Origin of the sequence: Salibacterium qingdaonense (assembly GCF_900114715.1) — a bacterium.
GTDB classification, from domain to species: domain Bacteria; phylum Bacillota; class Bacilli; order Bacillales; family Marinococcaceae; genus Salibacterium; species Salibacterium qingdaonense.
The window spans coordinates 122,061-140,625 of record NZ_FOTY01000004.1 but is presented as its reverse complement, the minus strand read 5'-3'; the positions used below and the strand labels follow the sequence as shown (position 1 = coordinate 140,625).

Genomic DNA, 18,565 nt, shown 5'->3' with positions numbered 1-18,565 from the left:
TGAAAAGTATTGTCGAAAAAGAAAACATTCCGCTGTGGCAGGATGACAAACGGGGGGAAATAAGAATGAAGGTGCTTGCGGTAAGCGGGTATAAACCACGTGAACTGGGAATTTTCAGCCCGGATGCCGACGAAATTACTTATATAAAGAAAACCATACAGGCAAAAATCGGCGGCTTCCTGGAAGAAGGGCTGGAATGGGTTGTGGTATCCGGTCAGCCAGGAGTGGAACAATGGACAGCGGAAGTGGTGATAGAGTTGAAAGAAGAAGGGCAAAACATCCGCCTTGCTGTCCTGCCGCCGTTTCTTCACCAGGACAGCATATGGCCCGACCACGCCCGGGAGCGGTATCAAAAAATCATTGCCAAGGCTGACTATGTTGAAGCCGTTTCGAAAAAAGAATATGAAAACCCAGGACAGCTCCGCGCCAAAAACGACTTTATCATTAGGAAAACCGATGGACTGCTTGTGTTATACACAGAAGAACAGCCGGGCAGTCCGGAATATTATCTGGAAGCGGCAGAGCGTAAGGCAGCCTCCGGACATTATCTTGTGTACCGCATCACTCCGGATGATCTGCAGCAGACAGTGGAAGAAGAAATGCTGCGGATGTCTGATGACATGGAATAGTAAAACGAATGAAAATTGACTTTTCAGTGAAGGTTTGAAAAAATGTAGAATATCAACTTCTATCAAAATGCTATGGTATTCGGGGTGAAGGATATAATGAGTAATATACAATTAACCGGAAAAGATATTTTGGATCAGGATTTTAAAAGCAGCATGAAGGGCTATAATAAAGATGAAGTGGATCAGTTTCTTGACACCGTTATTCAGGATTATGAAGCGTATGAACAACGGGTGAGGGATCTGGAACAGCAGCTGGAACAGGCCCGCTCCGGTTCCCGTCGTGAAACCCGCGGTAACGGGCAGTCCCAGGAAGAAACATCTGCCCAGGGAATGGCCCAGGCTGGCGGCACGAATTATGATATTTTAAAGCGTCTTTCAAATCTTGAAAAAGAGGTCTTCGGAAAAAAATCATATGAATAAGGAAGCGGCGGGGGATCAGGTTTGATTAAACTTTTCATTGATGGAGCCAGTGCAGGAAATCCCGGTCCGTCCGGTGCCGGCATTTTTATTGTACGTCCGGGAGAAGACAGCGAACATCACGTCCTGCCGCTTGAAACAATGACTAATCACGAAGCCGAGTTTGCTGCATTACGGGAAGCTTTGAGAATATGTGTGGAAAGAGAATGGACTGGTGTATCGATTCATACGGATTCCCAGCTCGTGGATGAAGCAGTGGAAAAGCAGCACACCAGACATCCGCTTTACAGGCCGCTGCTGGGAGAAGTGCTGGAACTATTTGAGCAGTGCAGCCTCTGTTTTGTTAAATGGATTCCATCCACCCGTAACCGTACCGCCGACCGGTTGTCCAAAGAAGCGGTACGGATGAATAACAGTTCCTTCTGAATTTTACTGATATGGCTTGTCAAACCGGACATAAAAGGATATAATAATCTGTGCCGTAAAATGATGCTGATGACATTCGGGCAGTCGCTGCGCTGACATGCGTAGAGGAAAGTCCATGCTCGCACAGCCTGAGACGGCTGTAGTGTTCGTGCCCGGCGAAAAAATAAGCCGGGACGGTCCGGCGTTCCGGACCGATGGCGGGGAACCGGCCTGTGTCCTGACTGGATATGGCCGTATTACCTTTAAAGTGCCACAGTGACGTAGTCTGTTTGGAAACAAACAGAGTGGAACGCGGTAAACCCCTCGAGCGGGAAACCCAAATATTGGTAGGGGAACCTTTCAGAAGGAATGCAACGGAACGAAAGGGCAGGGATAACCTCCCTGCAGATAGATGACTGCCACCGGCGTGCGAGGTGAACAACCGCATGAAGCACAACGGGACAGAACATGGCTTATATGAATGTCACGGCATTGGTCAACCCCTGTTACAGGGGTTTTTTCTTTATAACAGGAACAGAAAAACGAGATGAGAAAAGCCGTAAAATAGAGGAGCAGATGCAATGAGTGAACACGTCACCTTAATAGCAACCGCAACAATGGGGCTTGAGGCTTTGGTTGCGCGGGAAGTGAAGGCGCTCGGTTATACAGACGTTCAGGTGGAGAACGGCCGGATTGAATTTCAGGCCCCGCTCCAAGCGATAGCAAGAACAAACATGTGGCTTCGGACAGCGGACCGGGTGAAACTGAAAGCAGCCGAATTTACAGCCGTGTCGTTTGATGAACTGTTTGAAAAAACAAAAGCCGTTCCATGGGAAACCTTTCTTCCGGCAAATGCGGAATTTCCGGTCGTCGGCCGTTCGGTAAAATCAACATTGTATAGTGTGCCGGACTGTCAGTCCATCGTCAAAAAAGCCGTGGTCGAACGGTTGAAGCAAACGTATCAAAAAGAATGGTTTCCCGAAAACGGCGGCTTATATAAAATGGAAGCTGCACTCCATAAAGATACCGTCACCCTTACCATTGACACCTCCGGAGCAGGTCTGCATAAACGCGGATACCGCAGTGTTCAAAACACCGCCCCGCTGAAGGAGACATTGGCGGCATCCCTTGTCATGCTGACAAACTGGCATCCGGATCGTCCGTTTGCCGACCCATTCTGCGGGTCGGGAACAATACCGATTGAAGCCGCTTTGATCGGCCAGCAGATTGCACCTGGATTCAACCGGGAATTTGCCGCTGAGTCCTGGCAGTGGCTTGGGGCGGATATGTGGAAAGAGGCGCGGGAAGAGGCCGAAGACAAAGCAGATTATGATCAGCCGCTCGACATACAGGGATCAGATATAGACCATCGTATTGTGGAACTGGCCCGGGAAAATGCCATGGAAGCAGGGCTTTACGGGGTAGTGAATTTCAAACAGATGCAGGCTGTTGACTTCACAGCGGACAAACCATACGGCTGTCTTGTATCCAATCCGCCGTATGGAGAACGCCTCAGCGGAAAGGAAGAAGTGGAAACGTTATACGAAGACATTGGAAGAGTATTTCGTCCACTCGATACCTGGTCTGTTTACATTCTGACTTCCAACGAAGCTTTTGAAAGTTTTTACGGAAGCAGTGCCACAAAAAAGAGAAAGCTGTATAACGGGAAAATCAAGACCGACTATTATCAATTCTGGGGACAGCGTCCGCCAAAAGAATAGCATAATCGGCCCCTTCTTTGTATATGCTTATAGAGTAGTATGTTTCAGGGAGGGGAACAGGATTGCATTATATTCAGAACGCAGAGGAGCTGCAATCGTTATTGAAGATTGAACAGGCGATCGGAAACGCCGAAAAAGTGTTGAACGTTCCGGAAGAACCTGCGTCGCCTGAACCGAAGGAACAGGCCATCAACCAGGCGAAAAAACAGCTTGACCGAGCGTGGAATTACCACCTGCACCGAAGATGGTCATGATGTTAACGCGGATTGGTGACATCCTGTATATTGGGATTTTCAAATGTCAGTAAGTCGATCTGTGGATCATAGGATATCACCATTCCGTTCATATACCACTGATCCTGCGGATTCACAAAAAAATAAATGCCATCTGCCTGAAGCACATCGGATCCTGCTTCAGGTTTTTCTTTGGCAACCCCCATGGAGTAACCTCCTGACCCTACGCCTCCAACCCTCACAAAGAGCCGCACATAATCCCCTTCTTCTAGTTCCATTTCCTGTTTGTACAACCGGGCTGCTTCTTTTTTTACCGTAAACGAGGCCACTACATATCTCCTCCCTTTCCTTGTCTGTTATAACACGGAATCCGTGGTCTTTCAAAAATGATAACGATAAAGGTTTATGATACGCTTACCGTAACACAAGGAAAAAGGAGCCATGGCATAATGAGTGAAACCAACGATCAACTCGAACAGCAGTTTCTGGAACACATGTATACAATGAATGCTTATGAACAAGCTCTCGGCTTGATGGAATGGGATGCGAGGACAAAAATCCCGGATAAAGGTGCAGACGACCGCGCAGAAGCCGTCGGCAGACTGTCGACGGAGCTTTTTCAATTAACGACTTCTGATAAAACTGCGTACTTTCTCGAAAATATTCTGGCCTGTAACGAGGAAGAAGTAACGCCCTGGATCCGCAAAGCTGCGGAGGAACTAAAAAAACAGTATGATCGTTCCGTCCAGATTCCGTCGGAAGAGTATCGGGAATACAGTATTTTAACAGCGAAATCCGAAGCGGTATGGGAAAAAGCAAAAGAAGCCAATGACTTTGAGATGCTTCGCCCGTACCTTGAAAAACTGGTGGATTTCAACCGAAGATTTGCCGAATATTGGGGATACGAGAAGCACCCTTATGATGCTCTTCTGGTAGATTATGAACCGGATATGACAACCCAGGTGCTCGATGATGTGTTCAGCCGCCTGCACAAACGGCTGCAGCCGCTTGTGGATGAGGTTGCTTCTTCACCGGTCAAACCGGATACATCCTTTCTGTTTGAACCGTTTTCCAAAGAGAAGCAGACGGCTGTCAGCAGTAACATTCTGCGGCAGATGACGTATGACTTTGAAGCAGGAAGGCTCGATGAAACGGCCCATCCGTTTGCTCTCGGCCTGAATCCTTCAGACGTCCGTGTGACGACAAGCTATGACGAAAGGGATTTTAGAACTGCGCTTTTTGGAACCATTCATGAAGGCGGTCATGCTTTATATGAACAGAATCTTCCGCAGCAATGGAAGTCTACGGTACTCAGTGATGGTGCTTCCATGGGTATTCATGAATCGCAGTCGTTGTTTTGGGAAAACATTGTCGGGCGTTCCAAAGCCTTCTGGGAAAATAATTACGAGATGCTCCGGGAAGAAGCAGGCCAAGCATTTGACGGTGTGACACTGGATGCATTCTATCGCGCGGTTAACACAGCAGGACCTTCCCTCATTCGAATTGAAGCCGATGAACTCACGTACACGCTCCACATTATGCTTCGTTATGAAATAGAAAAACAACTGATAAACGGAGACATTGAAGTGAAGGATCTGCCAGAGATATGGAACGAAAAGATGCAGAAATATCTCGGTATCACACCGCCCGACCACAGCAGCGGCGTGCTGCAGGATGTACACTGGTCGTTTGGTGCATTTGGTTATTTTCCTTCTTATGCGCTCGGCTATATGTACGCCGCTCAATTTTATCATGCTGTCCGCCGTGATATTCCTGAGTTTGATACACATCTGCGTGAAGGAAACCTTGCCCCGGTTAAACAGTGGATGACAAATCACGTACACCAATACGGAAAAAAGAAGACACCGGCCGAAATCATAAAAGAGGCAACAGGTGAATCCATTAATCCGGATTACCTGCTTGATTACCTTGAAACAAAATACCGAAACCTGTATTCGCTGTAAGCATGAGCTGCCGGAAAGCAGCTGTATATTTCACCTGCCTGTACGGCAGCGGGTTTAAAAAATCCAAAAACGTGATATGAACAGGTATCACGGATTACTTATTGTTGACAAGAGGGGAACGGTATGATGATTACGTTTGAAAACATTACAAAATCTTTTCCAGATGGAACAAAAGCTGTTGATCATTTCACGGCTGAAATAAACAAAGGGGAACTGTTTGTCTTAATCGGTCCCAGCGGATGCGGGAAAACAACGACGCTGAAAATGATCAATCGGTTGATAGAACCGTCATCGGGTACGCTCTACATCGAGGAAAACGAGTTAAAAGATTGGAACCTGCAGGAACTGCGCTGGAATATCGGATACGTCCTCCAGCAGATTGCGTTGTTTCCGACGATGACAATCGAAGAAAATATCGCTGTCGTTCCGGAAATGCGTAAGTGGAGCAAAAATGAGATTTCCGAGCGGGTGGACGAACTGATGAACATGGTGGAACTCGATCCATCCGTTTACAGGCGCCGGATGCCAAAGGAATTATCCGGCGGGGAACAGCAGCGTGTCGGGGTTGCCCGCGCATTGGCAGCCGACCCCGGAATTTTAATCATGGACGAGCCTTTCAGTGCACTTGATCCAATAACCAGAGAACAGCTTCAAAAAGATATTAAGGATCTTCAATCCCGGATCCAGAAAACCATTGTCTTTGTCACCCACGATATGGACGAAGCTCTGGCAATCGGGGATCGTATCTGCCTGATGGAATCAGGCCGGATCATTCAGACAGGGACACCGCATGAGCTCACTCATCATCCTGTCAATGACTTTGTCCGGGACTTTATTGGAGACCGGACCAATGAGTGGGATACGCCTGTCAAAAGGATGATGAGCCGGGAAAGCGAACACAGCGCAAATGTGGCCGATCTTCCGAACATCCCACTATACCCGGCTCCGCTTTATATTTTCGACAGCGATCACCAATTTCTTGGACGCAGCAGAGAAGGGAAAATAGAAGATCACTCCATCACAGTGTCACCGGAGACGGTGCTGAAAAAAGCGGTAGAGTACTTTGAAACAAGCGATGTCGATGCACTTCCGGTTATCGAAAACGGGAAGTTGATCGGTGTGCTGAGTTATAAAGATATCGTACGGTACATGCAGCAGTTTCATATGGAATCAGGAAAGGAGTCTGTATAGATGGGAATTTTCCAGGAGATGCTGGACCTTTTCCAGAACCGGCAGAACATGTTCTGGACACTGCTTTGGGAGCACATACATATGTCACTGCTTGCTTTGTTATGTGCTGTTTTTATATCGGTGCCACTCGGTATCTACCTATCCAGGAAAAAACGGGTGGCAGAACCGGTTATCGGTGCTGCTGCGGTACTTCAGACAATTCCAAGTCTTGCATTGCTAGGCTTTATGATTCTTATTCTTAATGAAATCGGTACGCTGCCGGCCGTTGTTGCTCTGACGGCTTATGCACTCCTGCCTATTCTGCGAAATACGTATACGGGAATCAGCGAAGTCGACCCCGCGATTAAAGAAGCAGCCACCGGTATGGGAATGTCTTCCTTCCGCCGCTTGCGCAAAGTAGAGCTCCCGATGGCGATCCCGGTTATTATGGCTGGTATCCGAACATCCATGGTGCTTATCGTTGGAACCGCCACCCTGGCTGCACTGATCAGCGCGGGAGGACTCGGTGACTTTATTATGACCGGCATCGATCGGGCGGATAACGCTTATATTCTGCTTGGAGCTATACCTGCTGCTTTACTTGCACTGTTTTTTGATTTTATACTCCGGGTAACTGAAAAAACGTCCAAGGGTAAAGCCTTGACCCCGGTTGCCGCTGTGCTCGGTGCGTCTCTTCTTGTTGTCGCGGTCCCGCTTTTTTCCTTTAATCAAAAACCCGATCTTGTCATCGGTGGTAAGATGGGGGCAGAACCGGAGATTATCGCCAATATGTACCATCATTTGATAGAAAATGAGACAGATTTGAATGTAGAAGTGCAGTCCGGCTTTGGCAGTACCGATGCTGCCTTTAATGCACTGCAGGTTGATGAAATAGATATCTACCCCGAATTCACCGGCACTGCCATGGCAGCCCTGCTGGATCAGACTGCTTCATCGGGAAGTACGGAAGAGGAAGTATATGAACGTGCTGCCAAGGGCATGGCCCGGGAATACAATATGGCATACCTTGAACCGATGCAGTTCAACAATACGTATGCTCTTGCTATGAGAGAACAGCAGGCACAGGAACTGGACATTGAAACCATTTCAGATTTAGGACCGTATACGGATCAGTTAACGCCGGGATTCACGTTTGAATTCGCCGACCGCCAAGATGGGTATCTGGGTATTCAGGACGTGTATGGTTTAACGTTTGAGAATGTGGAAACGATGGATGCAGGACTGCGCGCCCGTGCGCTGGAAGCAGGAGAAGTCGATATTATTGACGCCTATTTCACCAGTGCCGACATCGTGGAATACAACATGCGCGTTCTCGAAGATAATGAAAATCTGTTCCCGCCTTACCAAGGTGCTCCGCTTATGAAACAGAAAACTCTGGATGCCCATCCGGAACTGGATCGTATTTTAAACCAGCTTTCCGGTGAAATCACCAATGAAGAAATGCAGCAGATGAACTATATGGTCGATTATAATGACGCGGATCCAAGCATTGTTGCTAGAGAGTACTTGACGGATAATGGATTTTTTGACTAATCTATAGAAAAGGAGAAGATAAGAAATGGTTACATTTCAGAATCCTTCCGAAGACAGAACAGCTGCTATATTGAACAAAAGCACCACCATTGCAGTTGTCGGCCTTTCCGATAAACCCTCCCGGACCTCCTGGCAGGTCAGTAAGGCGGCACAGGAAGCGGGGTACCGCATTATCCCCGTCAATCCCAACGCCCGCGAAGTGCTCGGAGAAAAAGCAGCTGCCCGCCTTGGTGATATTGAGGAACACGTTGATATCGTCAATGTGTTCCGGCGTAGAGAGCATCTTCCGGAAGTTGCGGCTGAAGCTGCTGCGATGCCTGATGTTCCGGATGTTTTCTGGACCCAGCTGGAACTGGTGAGCGAGGAAGCTGCGCGTACTGCTGAGCAGGCCGGGATGATGGTCATTATGGATAAGTGTATCAAGGTTGAACTTGCGCGGTTATCTTGATGATGGACAAACGCTCATCCTTTTTGCAGATGAGCGTTTCTCATTGCACAGCGGAAAAAGAATAATATACCGGTGGATAGATTACGTTTTCCGCCGGGGGTTTTATTTTCAGATTATAAAAAAATAAAACGTACGTTCTGGATTTATGTGTTATAGTGTAGAATACAGGTTTGCTTGGAGAGAAAGGGGAACATGTCATTGACACAGACCTTTGATTATAATGATGATGCGATACAGGTTCTTGAAGGACTCGAAGCGGTCCGTAAAAGGCCGGGGATGTATATTGGGAGTACCGACAGCCGCGGTCTGCACCACCTGGTATTTGAAATCCTGGATAATTCCGTGGACGAAGCACTGGCAGGCTTCGGAAACGTGATAGATGTCACCCTTCACGCTGATCACAGTGTTTCCATCACCGATTACGGAAGGGGAATTCCCACCGGAATGCACCGGACCGGTAAATCCACCCCGGAAGTCATCTTTACCGTGCTTCACGCAGGCGGGAAGTTCGGACAGGGAGGATACGTGACAAGCGGCGGCCTTCACGGTGTAGGAGCCTCTGTTGTCAACGCACTATCAGAATGGCTCACCGTCATTATTCACAAAGACGGCGGTGTGTACCGGCAGGAATTCGCAGACGGCGGGAAACCGGTAAGTACTTTGAAAGAAGAGGGGACAACGAAAAAGAGCGGAACATCGATTCGCTTTAAGCCGGACCGGTCGATTTTTACAACCACTTCCTATCAATATGAAATGCTTGCCGAACGTCTGCGGGAAGCTGCTTTTCTGCTTAACGGCGTTTCCATCCGTTTGACCGATGAGCGTGAAGCGGAACCGGTATCGGAGACATTTGTCTATGAGACGGGGATTAAAGCATTCACCGAATATTTGAATGAAGATAAGGAAGTGCTCCATCCCGTTGTATACTTTGAGGGAGTTAGCCAGGACATCGAGCTCGAACTTTCTTTTCAGTTTAACGATGCCTACACAGATAACATATTGTCTTTTGTAAACAACGTACGCACCAAAGACGGCGGGACCCATGAATCCGGCGCGAAAACAGCTCTCACGAGGGCGTTTAATGAATATGCGAGAAAAATGAACTTCCTGAAAGAAAAAGATAAAAACCTTGATGGCTCGGATATCAGGGAAGGTTTCACGGCGGTTATTGCGATCCGTGTTCCGGAGGCGAAGCTTCAGTTCGAGGGACAGACAAAAAGTAAACTCGGTACACCCGAAGCAAGATCCGCCGTAGACCAGATTTTTTCGGAAAAACTGACGTATTTCTTTGAAGAAAATCCAACCACCAGTGCGATGCTGATCAAAAAAGCGATGAAAGCCGCTCAGGCGAGAGAGGCTGCGCGCAAAGCAAGAGAAGAAGCCCGCAACGGCAAAAAAAGCCGCAAAAAAGAACTGCTGAGCGGTAAGTTGACGCCGGCCCAGTCCAGAAATACCGAAAACAATGAGCTGTATCTCGTCGAAGGGGACTCTGCCGGCGGGTCAGCGAAACAGGGAAGGGACCGGAAGTTTCAGGCGGTTCTTCCGCTTCGCGGGAAAGTCATCAATACGGAGAAAGCAAAGCTCGATGACATTATGAAAAACGAAGAAATCCGGACAATTATTTATGCACTCGGCTCCGGTGTAGGCACGGATTTCTCTCTGGAAGACAGTAATTATGATAAAGTTGTAATCATGACCGACGCGGATACGGACGGGGCTCACATCCAGGTGCTGCTTCTCACCTTTTTCTACCGTTACATGCGGCCGCTTGTGGAAGCCGGCAAAGTATTCATTGCTCTGCCGCCATTATATAAAGTCAGCAAAGGCAGCGGAGCGAAAGAAAAAATTGAATATGCATGGGACGAAGAAGGTCTGGCCGAAGCCATATCAAACGTCGGCAAAGGCTATGCTATTCAGCGTTATAAAGGGCTGGGGGAAATGGATGCCACTCAGCTCTGGGAGACAACGATGAATCCGGAAACGAGAACGCTCGTCCGGGTTACGGTGGATGATCTTGCACGTGCTGATAAACGTGTCACCACACTCATGGGGGATAAAGTAGAACCAAGACGTAAATGGATTGAATCCCATGTTGAATTCGGCATGCAGGAAAACGAAAATATATTGGAAAATGAGAACCTTCATGTGACGGAGGAGGAGTAAATCGTGACTGAGGCAGAAAAACACCTGGATTTACCACTGGAGGAAGTGCTCGGCGACCGTTTCGGCCGTTATAGTAAATACATTATTCAGGAGCGGGCGCTTCCTGATGCAAGAGACGGACTGAAGCCGGTGCAGCGTCGTATTCTTTATGCGATGCTGCAGGACGGCAATACTGCTGATAAACCGTTCCGGAAAGCGGCAAAAACAGTAGGAAATGTTATCGGGAATTATCATCCGCACGGAGATTCGTCTGTGTATGAAGCGATGGTGCGGATGAGTCAGGACTGGAAGGGCCGTCATCCGCTTGTCGAAATGCACGGAAACAATGGTTCCATTGATGGAGATCCGCCGGCGGCGATGCGTTATACTGAAGCAAGACTTTCTTCCATATCAGTGGAAATGCTGCAGGATATCGAAAAAAATACGGTGGAATACATTCCGAACTTTGATGATTCGATTGAAGAGCCTGTTGTTCTTCCTGCGATGTATCCGAACCTGCTTGTAAATGGATCCACGGGAATATCATCGGGCTATGCGACGGATATCCCGCCTCATCAGCTGGGAGAAGTCATCGATGCTGCGCTGATGGAAATTAATAATCCAGCCTGTACAGTGGATGATCTGATGACAGTAATGAAAGGACCGGATTTCCCGACAGGCGGTATTGTTCAGGGAACCGACGGTATCAAAAAAGCGTATGAAACAGGCAGAGGAAAAGTGGTCGTACGCTCGAAAACCGAGATTGAAACGCTGAAAGGCGGAAGAAAGCAGATTGCTGTAACAGAACTTCCGTATGAAGTCGTGAAATCCAACCTGGTAAAGCGGATGGATGAAATTCGTTTTGACAAAAAGGTGGAAGGGATTGCGGAAGTCCGGGATGATACGGATCGGACCGGCCTTCGTATCGTGATTGAGCTGAAGAAGGAAGCAGATCCGCAGGGAGTGTTGAATTACTTATATAAAAACACCGATCTGCAGGTATCCTACAACTTCAACATGGTAGCCATCCACAATAAAACGCCGCAGCTGCTCGGCTTGAAACAATTACTGCAGGCCTATATCTCCCACCAAAAAGAGGTTGTCACCAATCGTTCCCAATATGAACTCAATAAAGCGGAACGACGGCAGCATATCGTGGAAGGACTGAAAAAGGCCATTTCGGTTCTCGATCAGGTTATTGAAATTATTAGAGGATCCAATGATAAACGGGATGCCAAAACAAACCTGACAGCGTCCTTTGATTTCACCGAAGAACAGGCCGAAGCAATTGTCACGCTGCAGCTTTACAGGCTGACAAACACAGACATTACGACGCTGGAAAAAGAGGCGGAAGACCTGGCAGAACAAATCGAGAAACTGCGGGGCATTTTAGCGAGTGAATCGAAACTGCTTAACGTCATTAAAGACAAGCTTGCCTACGTGAAAAAAACATATAATGAGGAACGGCGCAGTGTCATTGAAGAGGAAATTGAAGAACTCAAAATAGATCTGGAAGTCATAGTACCGTCAGAGAATGTCATTGTCAGTGCCACAAAAGAAGGATATATTAAACGAACCAGCTACCGGTCTTATTCCGCCTCTAATGAGGAACCGCCCGGGATGAAGGAATCGGATGATCTTTTGTATGCGGCGGAGCGGAATACGACAGATACATTGCTGCTGTTCACGGAAAAAGGACAGTATGTTTACATGCCGGTTCATGAGCTTTCTGATATCCGCTGGAAAGACAACGGTCAGCATATCGGCAATATTGTACCACTTGAAGCGGATGATTCGCTTGTCAGGGTAATCCCGGTCTCTGAATTCTCCGATGAGCATTATCTCACATTCTTCACAAAAAACGGCGTGGTGAAAAAGACAGTGCTTTCCGCTTACCAGGCACAGCGTTATTCCAGAGCCCTTGTGGCTGTGAAGCTGAAAGAAAACGACAGACTTGTAAATGTAGATATTACGGATGGATCAAAAGAGATATTTATTGCTACAAATTTTGGTTACGGCCTTCGCTTTGCAGAGGAAGAAGTGACACCGGTAGGACAGCGTGCCGCCGGGGTAAAAGGAATCGATCTGAAAACCGGAGATTCTGTGGTGAACGGATTCTCGATATCCCCGGATGGTCCGCCCGAAACAGTAATTGTTACGCATCGTGGTGCGGTGAAGAAGATGCCGCTGAAAGAATTTGATACATCCAGCCGTGCGAAGCGGGGCCTTGTTATGCTTCGTGAATTGAAACAGAATCCGCATCTTATTTCAAGCCTGCAGCCGTGGGATGGAAAGGAAAATGGACTGCGGATTCAAACGGAAACGGGCGCTTTAAAGACCGAAGACGTCGGAAGTATGCGGCGAAGTGACCGGTACAGTAATGGTTCGTTTGTTATCGACACCAAAGAACTCGGGACAGTCACCGATGCCTGGCCGGCTCTGGATTATCAATCCCTGCAGAAAGCAAACGAAGGGAATAAAGAGTCGAATAACTAAAAACAAAATACCGCAATACAACAATGGAAGGATACGACATCATGAATGCAGGTACACACACTATAGGCGCATTAGCTGCAGGAACTGCGGTATACTGGGCTGGATCCTTTTCTTTGGCCGGCCCGGAAGCAGCTGTATATACAGCTGCCGTTCTGATCGGAGGGCTGTTACCAGATATCTGTCAGCCGTTTTCATGGATTGGAAGAAGGACCCGTCCGGTATCTACGATGATACAGAAATTATTCGGGCACCGGAGCATCACACACAGCATACTCTTTATGGTGTTCCTTTATTTCTGCTCCGGTTTAATTCCCTACGACTGGGGCATGGCTGTTCAGTACGGGCTCACAATCGGTGCAGTCAGTCATCTGCTTCTCGATATGATGACCCCGCAGGGCATCCATCTCCTCTATCCGGTGAAACAGAAAATTTCTTTTCCCCTGACGACAAAAACTGGGTCGAAAACAGGCGAGGGAGCTGTTTCCTTTCTCATGCTCTGCTGGATTGTGTATTTCGGTGTACATTTTATCTAATACCGGTTTACCGCCAGGAATAGATAATAAAATTCCGAACCATTCTTCCATGTATGGTTCGGAATTTTTATTGTACCTTGAATTCCAGCGTGCGGGAGAGGTATTGCTCCGTCAGTGCCCACCTGGTTTTTGCCGCGGACAACGGGACCCGGCGCTTACCACGGCTGTTGATTATCCAAATATAGGTAGCGTTTCGTTGGACTCCGCCTTTCCTGCCCGCTTTCCGCGGGCGTCGCCTCAGCTACCGGGAAAATCACCCGGTGATCTTCGGCTGACGCTTCTCCCGCTGGAGTCGGGCAGACGGCTCCGTCCAACGAAAAAGAAAGGGGGATACATGCTTTGATCACAGATGCACCCTCCTCATAGAACCCTTTCCCATTCCTTTATATGGTAAATCAACAGGCGTGGGCGCTTACGTATTTTTTTACAACAGATTGCCGGATAAACGTCACGCAAAGCCGTTCATGATGACGTTTGAAGTGTCCGCACGGGAATGCAGCTGATCAACCTTACTGCTTTTTTAAAAGAAAGTGTTTATGCTTTTACTCCATTCCTGTTATTCTAATAAGTGGAAGAAATAGATAAAAAAAGAGGAGAGTTTTGGAGATGAAACGAGGCGTTTTTACTGCTGCATTGCTGGCAGTTTTTTTGGCAGCCTGCAGTGCAGGCGGAACACAGTCAGAGCCGGAGCTCAAACATAAGGAGCTGACAGGTGATGAACAAAGATACCTTGACATGGGGCTGAACTATTCCGAGGCGTATAATGTATCGGGAACGTTTCCTGAACAGATTCAGGCAGTAGAGCTCGTTATGAATGTTTACAGGAATGGAGAAAAACTGGATGAAGCATCCACGAGTGGTTTCAAGTACGGGTTAATGAACAGGGAAGAGGAGGAATTAGAGGAAATCGTTTTTGGTATAGACCGGGAACAGAGCAGGGAAGAAGAGGTTACTCCGCTGAAGCTGATCATAGGAGATAAAAAAGTGAAAGAAAAGGAAACGGTATCTCAAGGGATGGCGCAGAATATAGTGAACCTGCCATTCGTGTTTGATTCGACTACTTATACGAATGTGAAAAACATTCCCATTGAAGCAGGCGGCGTATCGCCACTGGCCATTATGAGATCAGGGGATCAAATATCAAACAACTGGTATAAAGAAGAACATCGAAAGCGTATCATTAACAAGGATGAAAAAGTAGTTATATTTGAAGCCAGATGGCTGGTTGAATAAAAAATAAAATTAATGAATCCATATTATTTCGTTCCGTCTCAAAAACTGAAGTAAACTTAACTTTTGATACAATAATAAAACACACTCCGCGACTTCCTATAATATATATTATGTAAACTAAAAATAGATCTTTAAGATATTTGCTTTGTTCTTTGAACTCCCCTGCCTCCCTATAACATTTATCATTTTATTGAACGGCAGGAGTCGATTTTATATAACACTCCTGCCCTGAGTTTTTCAGTCATATTTGTTTTCGTCTGCTGCGGCATCGTTTTTCGTGTGATGAATGGTTCCGAATGGATGTTCCGGCGGTGCATAAATGGTATAGAGTTTTAACGGCTTATCTCCTGTATTAATTAAATTATGCCATATCCCGGCTGGTACCATGACAGCGTCATCATCAAACACTCTCTTCTGGAAAAAAATATTATTTTCTGAATTCCCCATCCGGACAAGGCCTTCTCCGCCTTCAATCCGTAAAAACTGATCCACATCAGGATGTACTTCCAGCCCGATATCGCTTCCTGCAGGAATACTCATGACCGTTACCTGTAGATGATTCCCTGTCCACAATGCTGTCCGGAATGTCCGATTTTGTATCGCTGCTTCTTTGATATTAACGATATATGGATTGGATCCATAATCGTGCGTATCTCTATAAGAGTACATACTTGATCCCTCCCTTTTCGGCAGTCTCTATATCATATGCTGCACGCCCAGGGAGGGTGCATGGAGGTCCTTATTTCAGCATGATTAATACTCCCGGATCGCTCCGTGTCCATTATCTATAATTAAGGAATGTTCCGGATCCTTAACGACGGCAAAAAACACGTGTCGGATACTGCCAAAACCTGCTTTTTGCACCGCGTGCTTCAGCCATGTTTCGTCTTTATCAATCATTTTTAAATGTTCATGCTGAATATCTCCTTCTACGATAACAGCAACAGGAAAACCTTGGTAATAAGGTTCGATACCTGCGTCGTGTTTTGTAACGGGGATTGTACTTTCTTTTGGCAGCACGCTGATGGCACCGTTTGGCTCAAGAATGGCGTATTGAATAGTAGTTAAATCCTTGTACCCCTGACTTCTTACACTCGAAAGCAGTTCAGCAAGGGAAAATCGGCTTTTTTTTAGATTCGAACGATTCAGCTTCCCGTGCTTGATTAATATCGCAGGTTCTCCGATGAGAAAACGGTTAAGGTGGTTGTATAAACTCAACCTCGCAAAAGAAAGATGAAGGGTGATGATGAGCAGAATACCAACAAGGGCTTTTCCTATACTGTCAGCATCAATTGGGTTCATCGCCATAGCAATGATGAAAAATATAGCTGTGAAATCATGAGGCGTGAATTGGGCAAGCGCTGTTTTTCCCATAAGTCGGACAACGAGAATCGCTGTAAAAAATAAAAATAGCAGGGATCCAATAAAAGAAAGCATACAACCACCTTTTACATCAGCTTCAAGATGAAAAATGAATGTCGTTCCTTTACTAGATTGACTCTAAAACAGCAAATTTATGTGTGAAAACAATGAAATGGTGCTGCTTCTCTTATTCTAAACAAAATCGAATAAAGAATCACAAAACATCAACACTAATATCAGTGGACGGGTAAGGAGGAAACATGACAATGAAGAACAAAGAAGACAGCGGACTGACATGGTGGCAGCTGTCACTGATTGGTGTGGGCTGCACCATTGGAACAGGTTTTTTTCTAGGAGCAAGTCTGGCTGTATCCATGGCAGGACAGGCAGTCCTTATTAGTTTTGTACTGGCTGGCTTTGGAACGTATTCGGTGTATCATTTTCTGGCGGCACTTATGAGAAAGGATCCGCAAAAAGGAGCCTTTCATACATATGCAAGAAAAGCTTATGGGCGCTGGGCGGGATTCAGTTCAGGATGGGTGTATTGGGGAGCGGAAATGCTGATCATGGGAAGTCAGATGACCGCTGTATCTATTTTCTCGAGATACTGGTTTCCTGGAGTTCCATTATGGATATTTGCCGCGGGTTACTCTCTTCTTGGAATTCTTGTCGTCCTAACGGGAGCGAAAGGATTTGACCGGATTGAAAATATCTTTGGCGTGGTGAAGATTGCAGCGATTCTCATGTTTATTGTTGTGGCTGCGATTGCGATATTCAGCTCATTTCACAGTCCTCGCGACCCGCTTTTCTTTCCTCAAACAGGGCAGCAATTTATCCCGCATGGAGGAAAAGGTCTCTGGGCATCTCTGATTTATGCTTTTTATGCGTTTGGAGGTATAGAAATAATGAGTATGATGGGCGTCAGGCTGAATGATAAAAAAGATGCTCCTAAATCAGGGAAAATTATGCTCGCTGTTATCACTTCTATTTATATCATTTCCCTGGGAATGGCTCTTCTTTTAGCTTCGTCGGAAGCGTTCCATGCCGATGAAAGTCCATTTGTTACGGCGCTGAATCAGTATGATTTTTTGTACGTTGCAGATGTGTTTAACGGCGCGTTAATCATAGCAGGCTTTTCCACTATGGCTGCCTCCCTGTTTGCCGTAACGAGCATGCTTGTCACCCTTGCAGAGGATGGTGATGCCCCTTCTTTCTTTCAAAAAAAGGGGCAGAATATGATAGATCTTCATCTGCCTGCCCTGGGATTGACTGTCGCCGGGATGCTTGTATCCATTTTTTTCTCTCTACTTCTGCCTGAAAAAATATACGAATATATGACCACTGCCGCCGGGTTGATGCTTCTATACAACTGGTTTTTCATTCTGCTGTATGCAAACCGCTTGGTTGTTATAAAAGGGTTCAGCCATGTACAGCGTTTGGGCGGACTTGCTCTCATCCTTTGCGCAGTCACCGGAACGCTGCTGGATAAATCCAGCCGGCCTGGTTTTTTTGTCAGTGTGGGGTTCCTTATCATTCTTGCCGTAGTGGTACTAATCATGAAAAGAATCTGGACCCGTCAATCTCCTCCACCATTTTAATAACGACGAAATTCCAGCAAGGCTTTCACGCCTTCCCACCCAAAATAAATACCGAACAAAATCAAGCATATGCCCGAGGCGGTCGAAATCAAATGCAGCATACGTTCTGATAAGTATTTTCGAAAACCACTTGCCATTCCCGCCATTGTGACATCCCATAAGGATACACCGATGAAAATGGCAGCACTGTACAGCCACAGTTGTTCTATGCTTTGATGAGCTGACGATTTTGCTACAATGGAACCATAAATTCCAATCCAGAAAACGATGGATAATGGGTTGCACAAACACATAAAAAAACCAGAACTGAAAGAATGGATCAAGGGCGGATTACTGCGCCGGGTGGTAACCGTGAGCGCTCCGCTTCCTGCTTTTAAGCTATCCGCTCCGATATAGACCAAAATAAAAAATCCAAACAACCAGAGAAATGTTTTCACCAGCGGGACTTCCAGAAAGTGAACAACACCGAGATACACAAGAAGCATGTAAAATCCATCGGCGATCATAGCCCCAACTCCGACAACCCAGGCGTGCCAGAACCCATTTTTAATCCCTTTGTCTAATTGAGCTGCATTTACCGGGCCGATAGGAGCCGCCAGCGTTATCCCTAATAAAATATAACTAAAGAATACACTCATTGGAGCATCTCCTACTCTATAC

18 protein-coding genes, 1 other RNA gene and 1 pseudogene are annotated in these 18,565 nt (G+C 46.7%); 15 read left to right on the top strand and 5 right to left on the bottom strand.

The genetic code is table 11. The annotated features are described in order from the left end of the window. The first annotated feature begins 65 nt into the window (after positions 1–65). The 6 genes from BM058_RS05400 (at position 66) to BM058_RS05375 (ending at position 3,426) form a co-directional block, all read left to right on the top strand. Positions 66–629 carry a DUF1273 domain-containing protein gene (locus BM058_RS05400; RefSeq protein WP_090926102.1) on the top strand — a complete coding sequence of 188 codons (564 nt, stop codon included), beginning with the start codon at positions 66–68 and terminating at the stop codon, positions 627–629. A 96-nt stretch (positions 630–725) separates the two neighbouring features. After that, positions 726–1,049, top strand: coding sequence for a cell division regulator GpsB (gene gpsB / locus BM058_RS05395; RefSeq protein WP_090926007.1), 324 nt, complete (start codon positions 726–728; stop codon positions 1,047–1,049). 21 nt (positions 1,050–1,070) lie between these two features. Next, on the top strand, positions 1,071–1,472 hold the full coding sequence (locus tag BM058_RS05390; RefSeq protein ID WP_090926006.1) for a reverse transcriptase-like protein: 402 nt from the start codon (positions 1,071–1,073) through the stop codon (positions 1,470–1,472). A 72-nt stretch (positions 1,473–1,544) separates the two neighbouring features. Beyond that, positions 1,545–1,932: RNase P RNA component class B (gene rnpB / locus BM058_RS05385), an RNA gene on the top strand. Positions 1,933–2,032: 100 nt separating this feature from the next. Beyond that, the gene (locus tag BM058_RS05380) at positions 2,033–3,172 is read left to right on the top strand and encodes a THUMP domain-containing class I SAM-dependent RNA methyltransferase (RefSeq protein ID WP_090926005.1); all 1,140 of its coding nucleotides are present in this window, start codon (positions 2,033–2,035) and stop codon (positions 3,170–3,172) included. Between the two features lie 62 nt (positions 3,173–3,234). After that, positions 3,235–3,426, top strand: coding sequence for a hypothetical protein (locus BM058_RS05375; RefSeq protein ID WP_090926004.1), 192 nt, complete (start codon positions 3,235–3,237; stop codon positions 3,424–3,426). A 2-nt stretch (positions 3,427–3,428) separates the two neighbouring features. Here BM058_RS05375 and BM058_RS05370 read toward each other — a convergent pair whose 3' ends face one another. Next, positions 3,429–3,734 (bottom strand): iron-sulfur cluster biosynthesis family protein, encoded by a 306-nt coding sequence (locus tag BM058_RS05370; RefSeq protein ID WP_245736854.1) that lies wholly within the window; start codon positions 3,732–3,734, stop codon positions 3,429–3,431. A gap of 120 nt (positions 3,735–3,854) precedes the next feature. On the opposite strand from BM058_RS05370, the gene BM058_RS05365 reads away from it, so the two are divergent. The 7 genes from BM058_RS05365 to BM058_RS05335 all read left to right on the top strand — a co-directional run bounded on the left by BM058_RS05365 (position 3,855) and on the right by BM058_RS05335 (position 13,712). Further along, the gene (locus BM058_RS05365; protein WP_090926003.1) at positions 3,855–5,369 is read left to right on the top strand and encodes a carboxypeptidase M32; all 1,515 of its coding nucleotides are present in this window, start codon (positions 3,855–3,857) and stop codon (positions 5,367–5,369) included. A gap of 126 nt (positions 5,370–5,495) precedes the next feature. Next, positions 5,496–6,560, top strand: a complete 1,065-nt coding sequence (locus BM058_RS05360) for an ABC transporter ATP-binding protein (protein ID WP_090926100.1) — start codon at positions 5,496–5,498, stop codon at positions 6,558–6,560. Then, positions 6,561–8,093, top strand: coding sequence for an ABC transporter permease/substrate-binding protein (locus tag BM058_RS05355; protein WP_090926002.1), 1,533 nt, complete (start codon positions 6,561–6,563; stop codon positions 8,091–8,093). 25 nt (positions 8,094–8,118) lie between these two features. Continuing rightward, entirely contained in the window at positions 8,119–8,541 is a 423-nt protein-coding gene (locus BM058_RS05350; protein WP_090926001.1) for a CoA-binding protein, read from the top strand. A gap of 198 nt (positions 8,542–8,739) precedes the next feature. Beyond that, positions 8,740–10,704 carry a DNA topoisomerase IV subunit B gene (gene parE, locus BM058_RS05345; RefSeq protein WP_407690161.1) on the top strand — a complete coding sequence of 655 codons (1,965 nt, stop codon included), beginning with the start codon at positions 8,740–8,742 and terminating at the stop codon, positions 10,702–10,704. 3 nt (positions 10,705–10,707) lie between these two features. Beyond that, positions 10,708–13,179: a DNA topoisomerase IV subunit A gene (gene parC, locus BM058_RS05340; protein ID WP_090925999.1), complete on the top strand. Its 2,472-nt coding sequence runs from the start codon at positions 10,708–10,710 to the stop codon at positions 13,177–13,179. A gap of 41 nt (positions 13,180–13,220) precedes the next feature. After that, positions 13,221–13,712, top strand: coding sequence for a metal-dependent hydrolase (locus BM058_RS05335; RefSeq protein WP_177195442.1), 492 nt, complete (start codon positions 13,221–13,223; stop codon positions 13,710–13,712). 155 nt (positions 13,713–13,867) lie between these two features. On the opposite strand, the gene BM058_RS05330 is transcribed toward BM058_RS05335, so the two are convergent. Continuing rightward, entirely contained in the window at positions 13,868–14,059 is a 192-nt protein-coding gene (locus tag BM058_RS05330; protein ID WP_090925997.1) for a hypothetical protein, read from the bottom strand. Between the two features lie 259 nt (positions 14,060–14,318). Between BM058_RS05330 and BM058_RS05325 the strand changes: the two genes are divergently transcribed. Then, on the top strand, positions 14,319–14,945 hold the full coding sequence (locus BM058_RS05325) for a hypothetical protein (RefSeq protein WP_090925996.1): 627 nt from the start codon (positions 14,319–14,321) through the stop codon (positions 14,943–14,945). Positions 14,946–15,182: 237 nt separating this feature from the next. Here the strand turns inward: BM058_RS05325 and BM058_RS05320 are convergent. Beyond that, positions 15,183–15,590, bottom strand: a pseudogene (locus BM058_RS05320) (cupin domain-containing protein); the annotation flags it as partial. Between the two features lie 108 nt (positions 15,591–15,698). Beyond that, complete coding sequence (locus BM058_RS05315; protein ID WP_090925994.1) at positions 15,699–16,382, bottom strand: DUF421 domain-containing protein; 684 nt, start codon at positions 16,380–16,382, stop codon at positions 15,699–15,701. 185 nt (positions 16,383–16,567) lie between these two features. Between BM058_RS05315 and BM058_RS05310 the strand changes: the two genes are divergently transcribed. Then, entirely contained in the window at positions 16,568–17,905 is a 1,338-nt protein-coding gene (locus BM058_RS05310) for an amino acid permease (RefSeq protein WP_090925993.1), read from the top strand. Here the strand turns inward: BM058_RS05310 and BM058_RS05305 are convergent. Then, complete coding sequence (locus BM058_RS05305) at positions 17,902–18,543, bottom strand: LysE family transporter (protein WP_090925992.1); 642 nt, start codon at positions 18,541–18,543, stop codon at positions 17,902–17,904. The genes BM058_RS05310 and BM058_RS05305 overlap by 4 nt on opposite strands. Between the last annotated feature and the right edge of the window lie 22 nt (positions 18,544–18,565).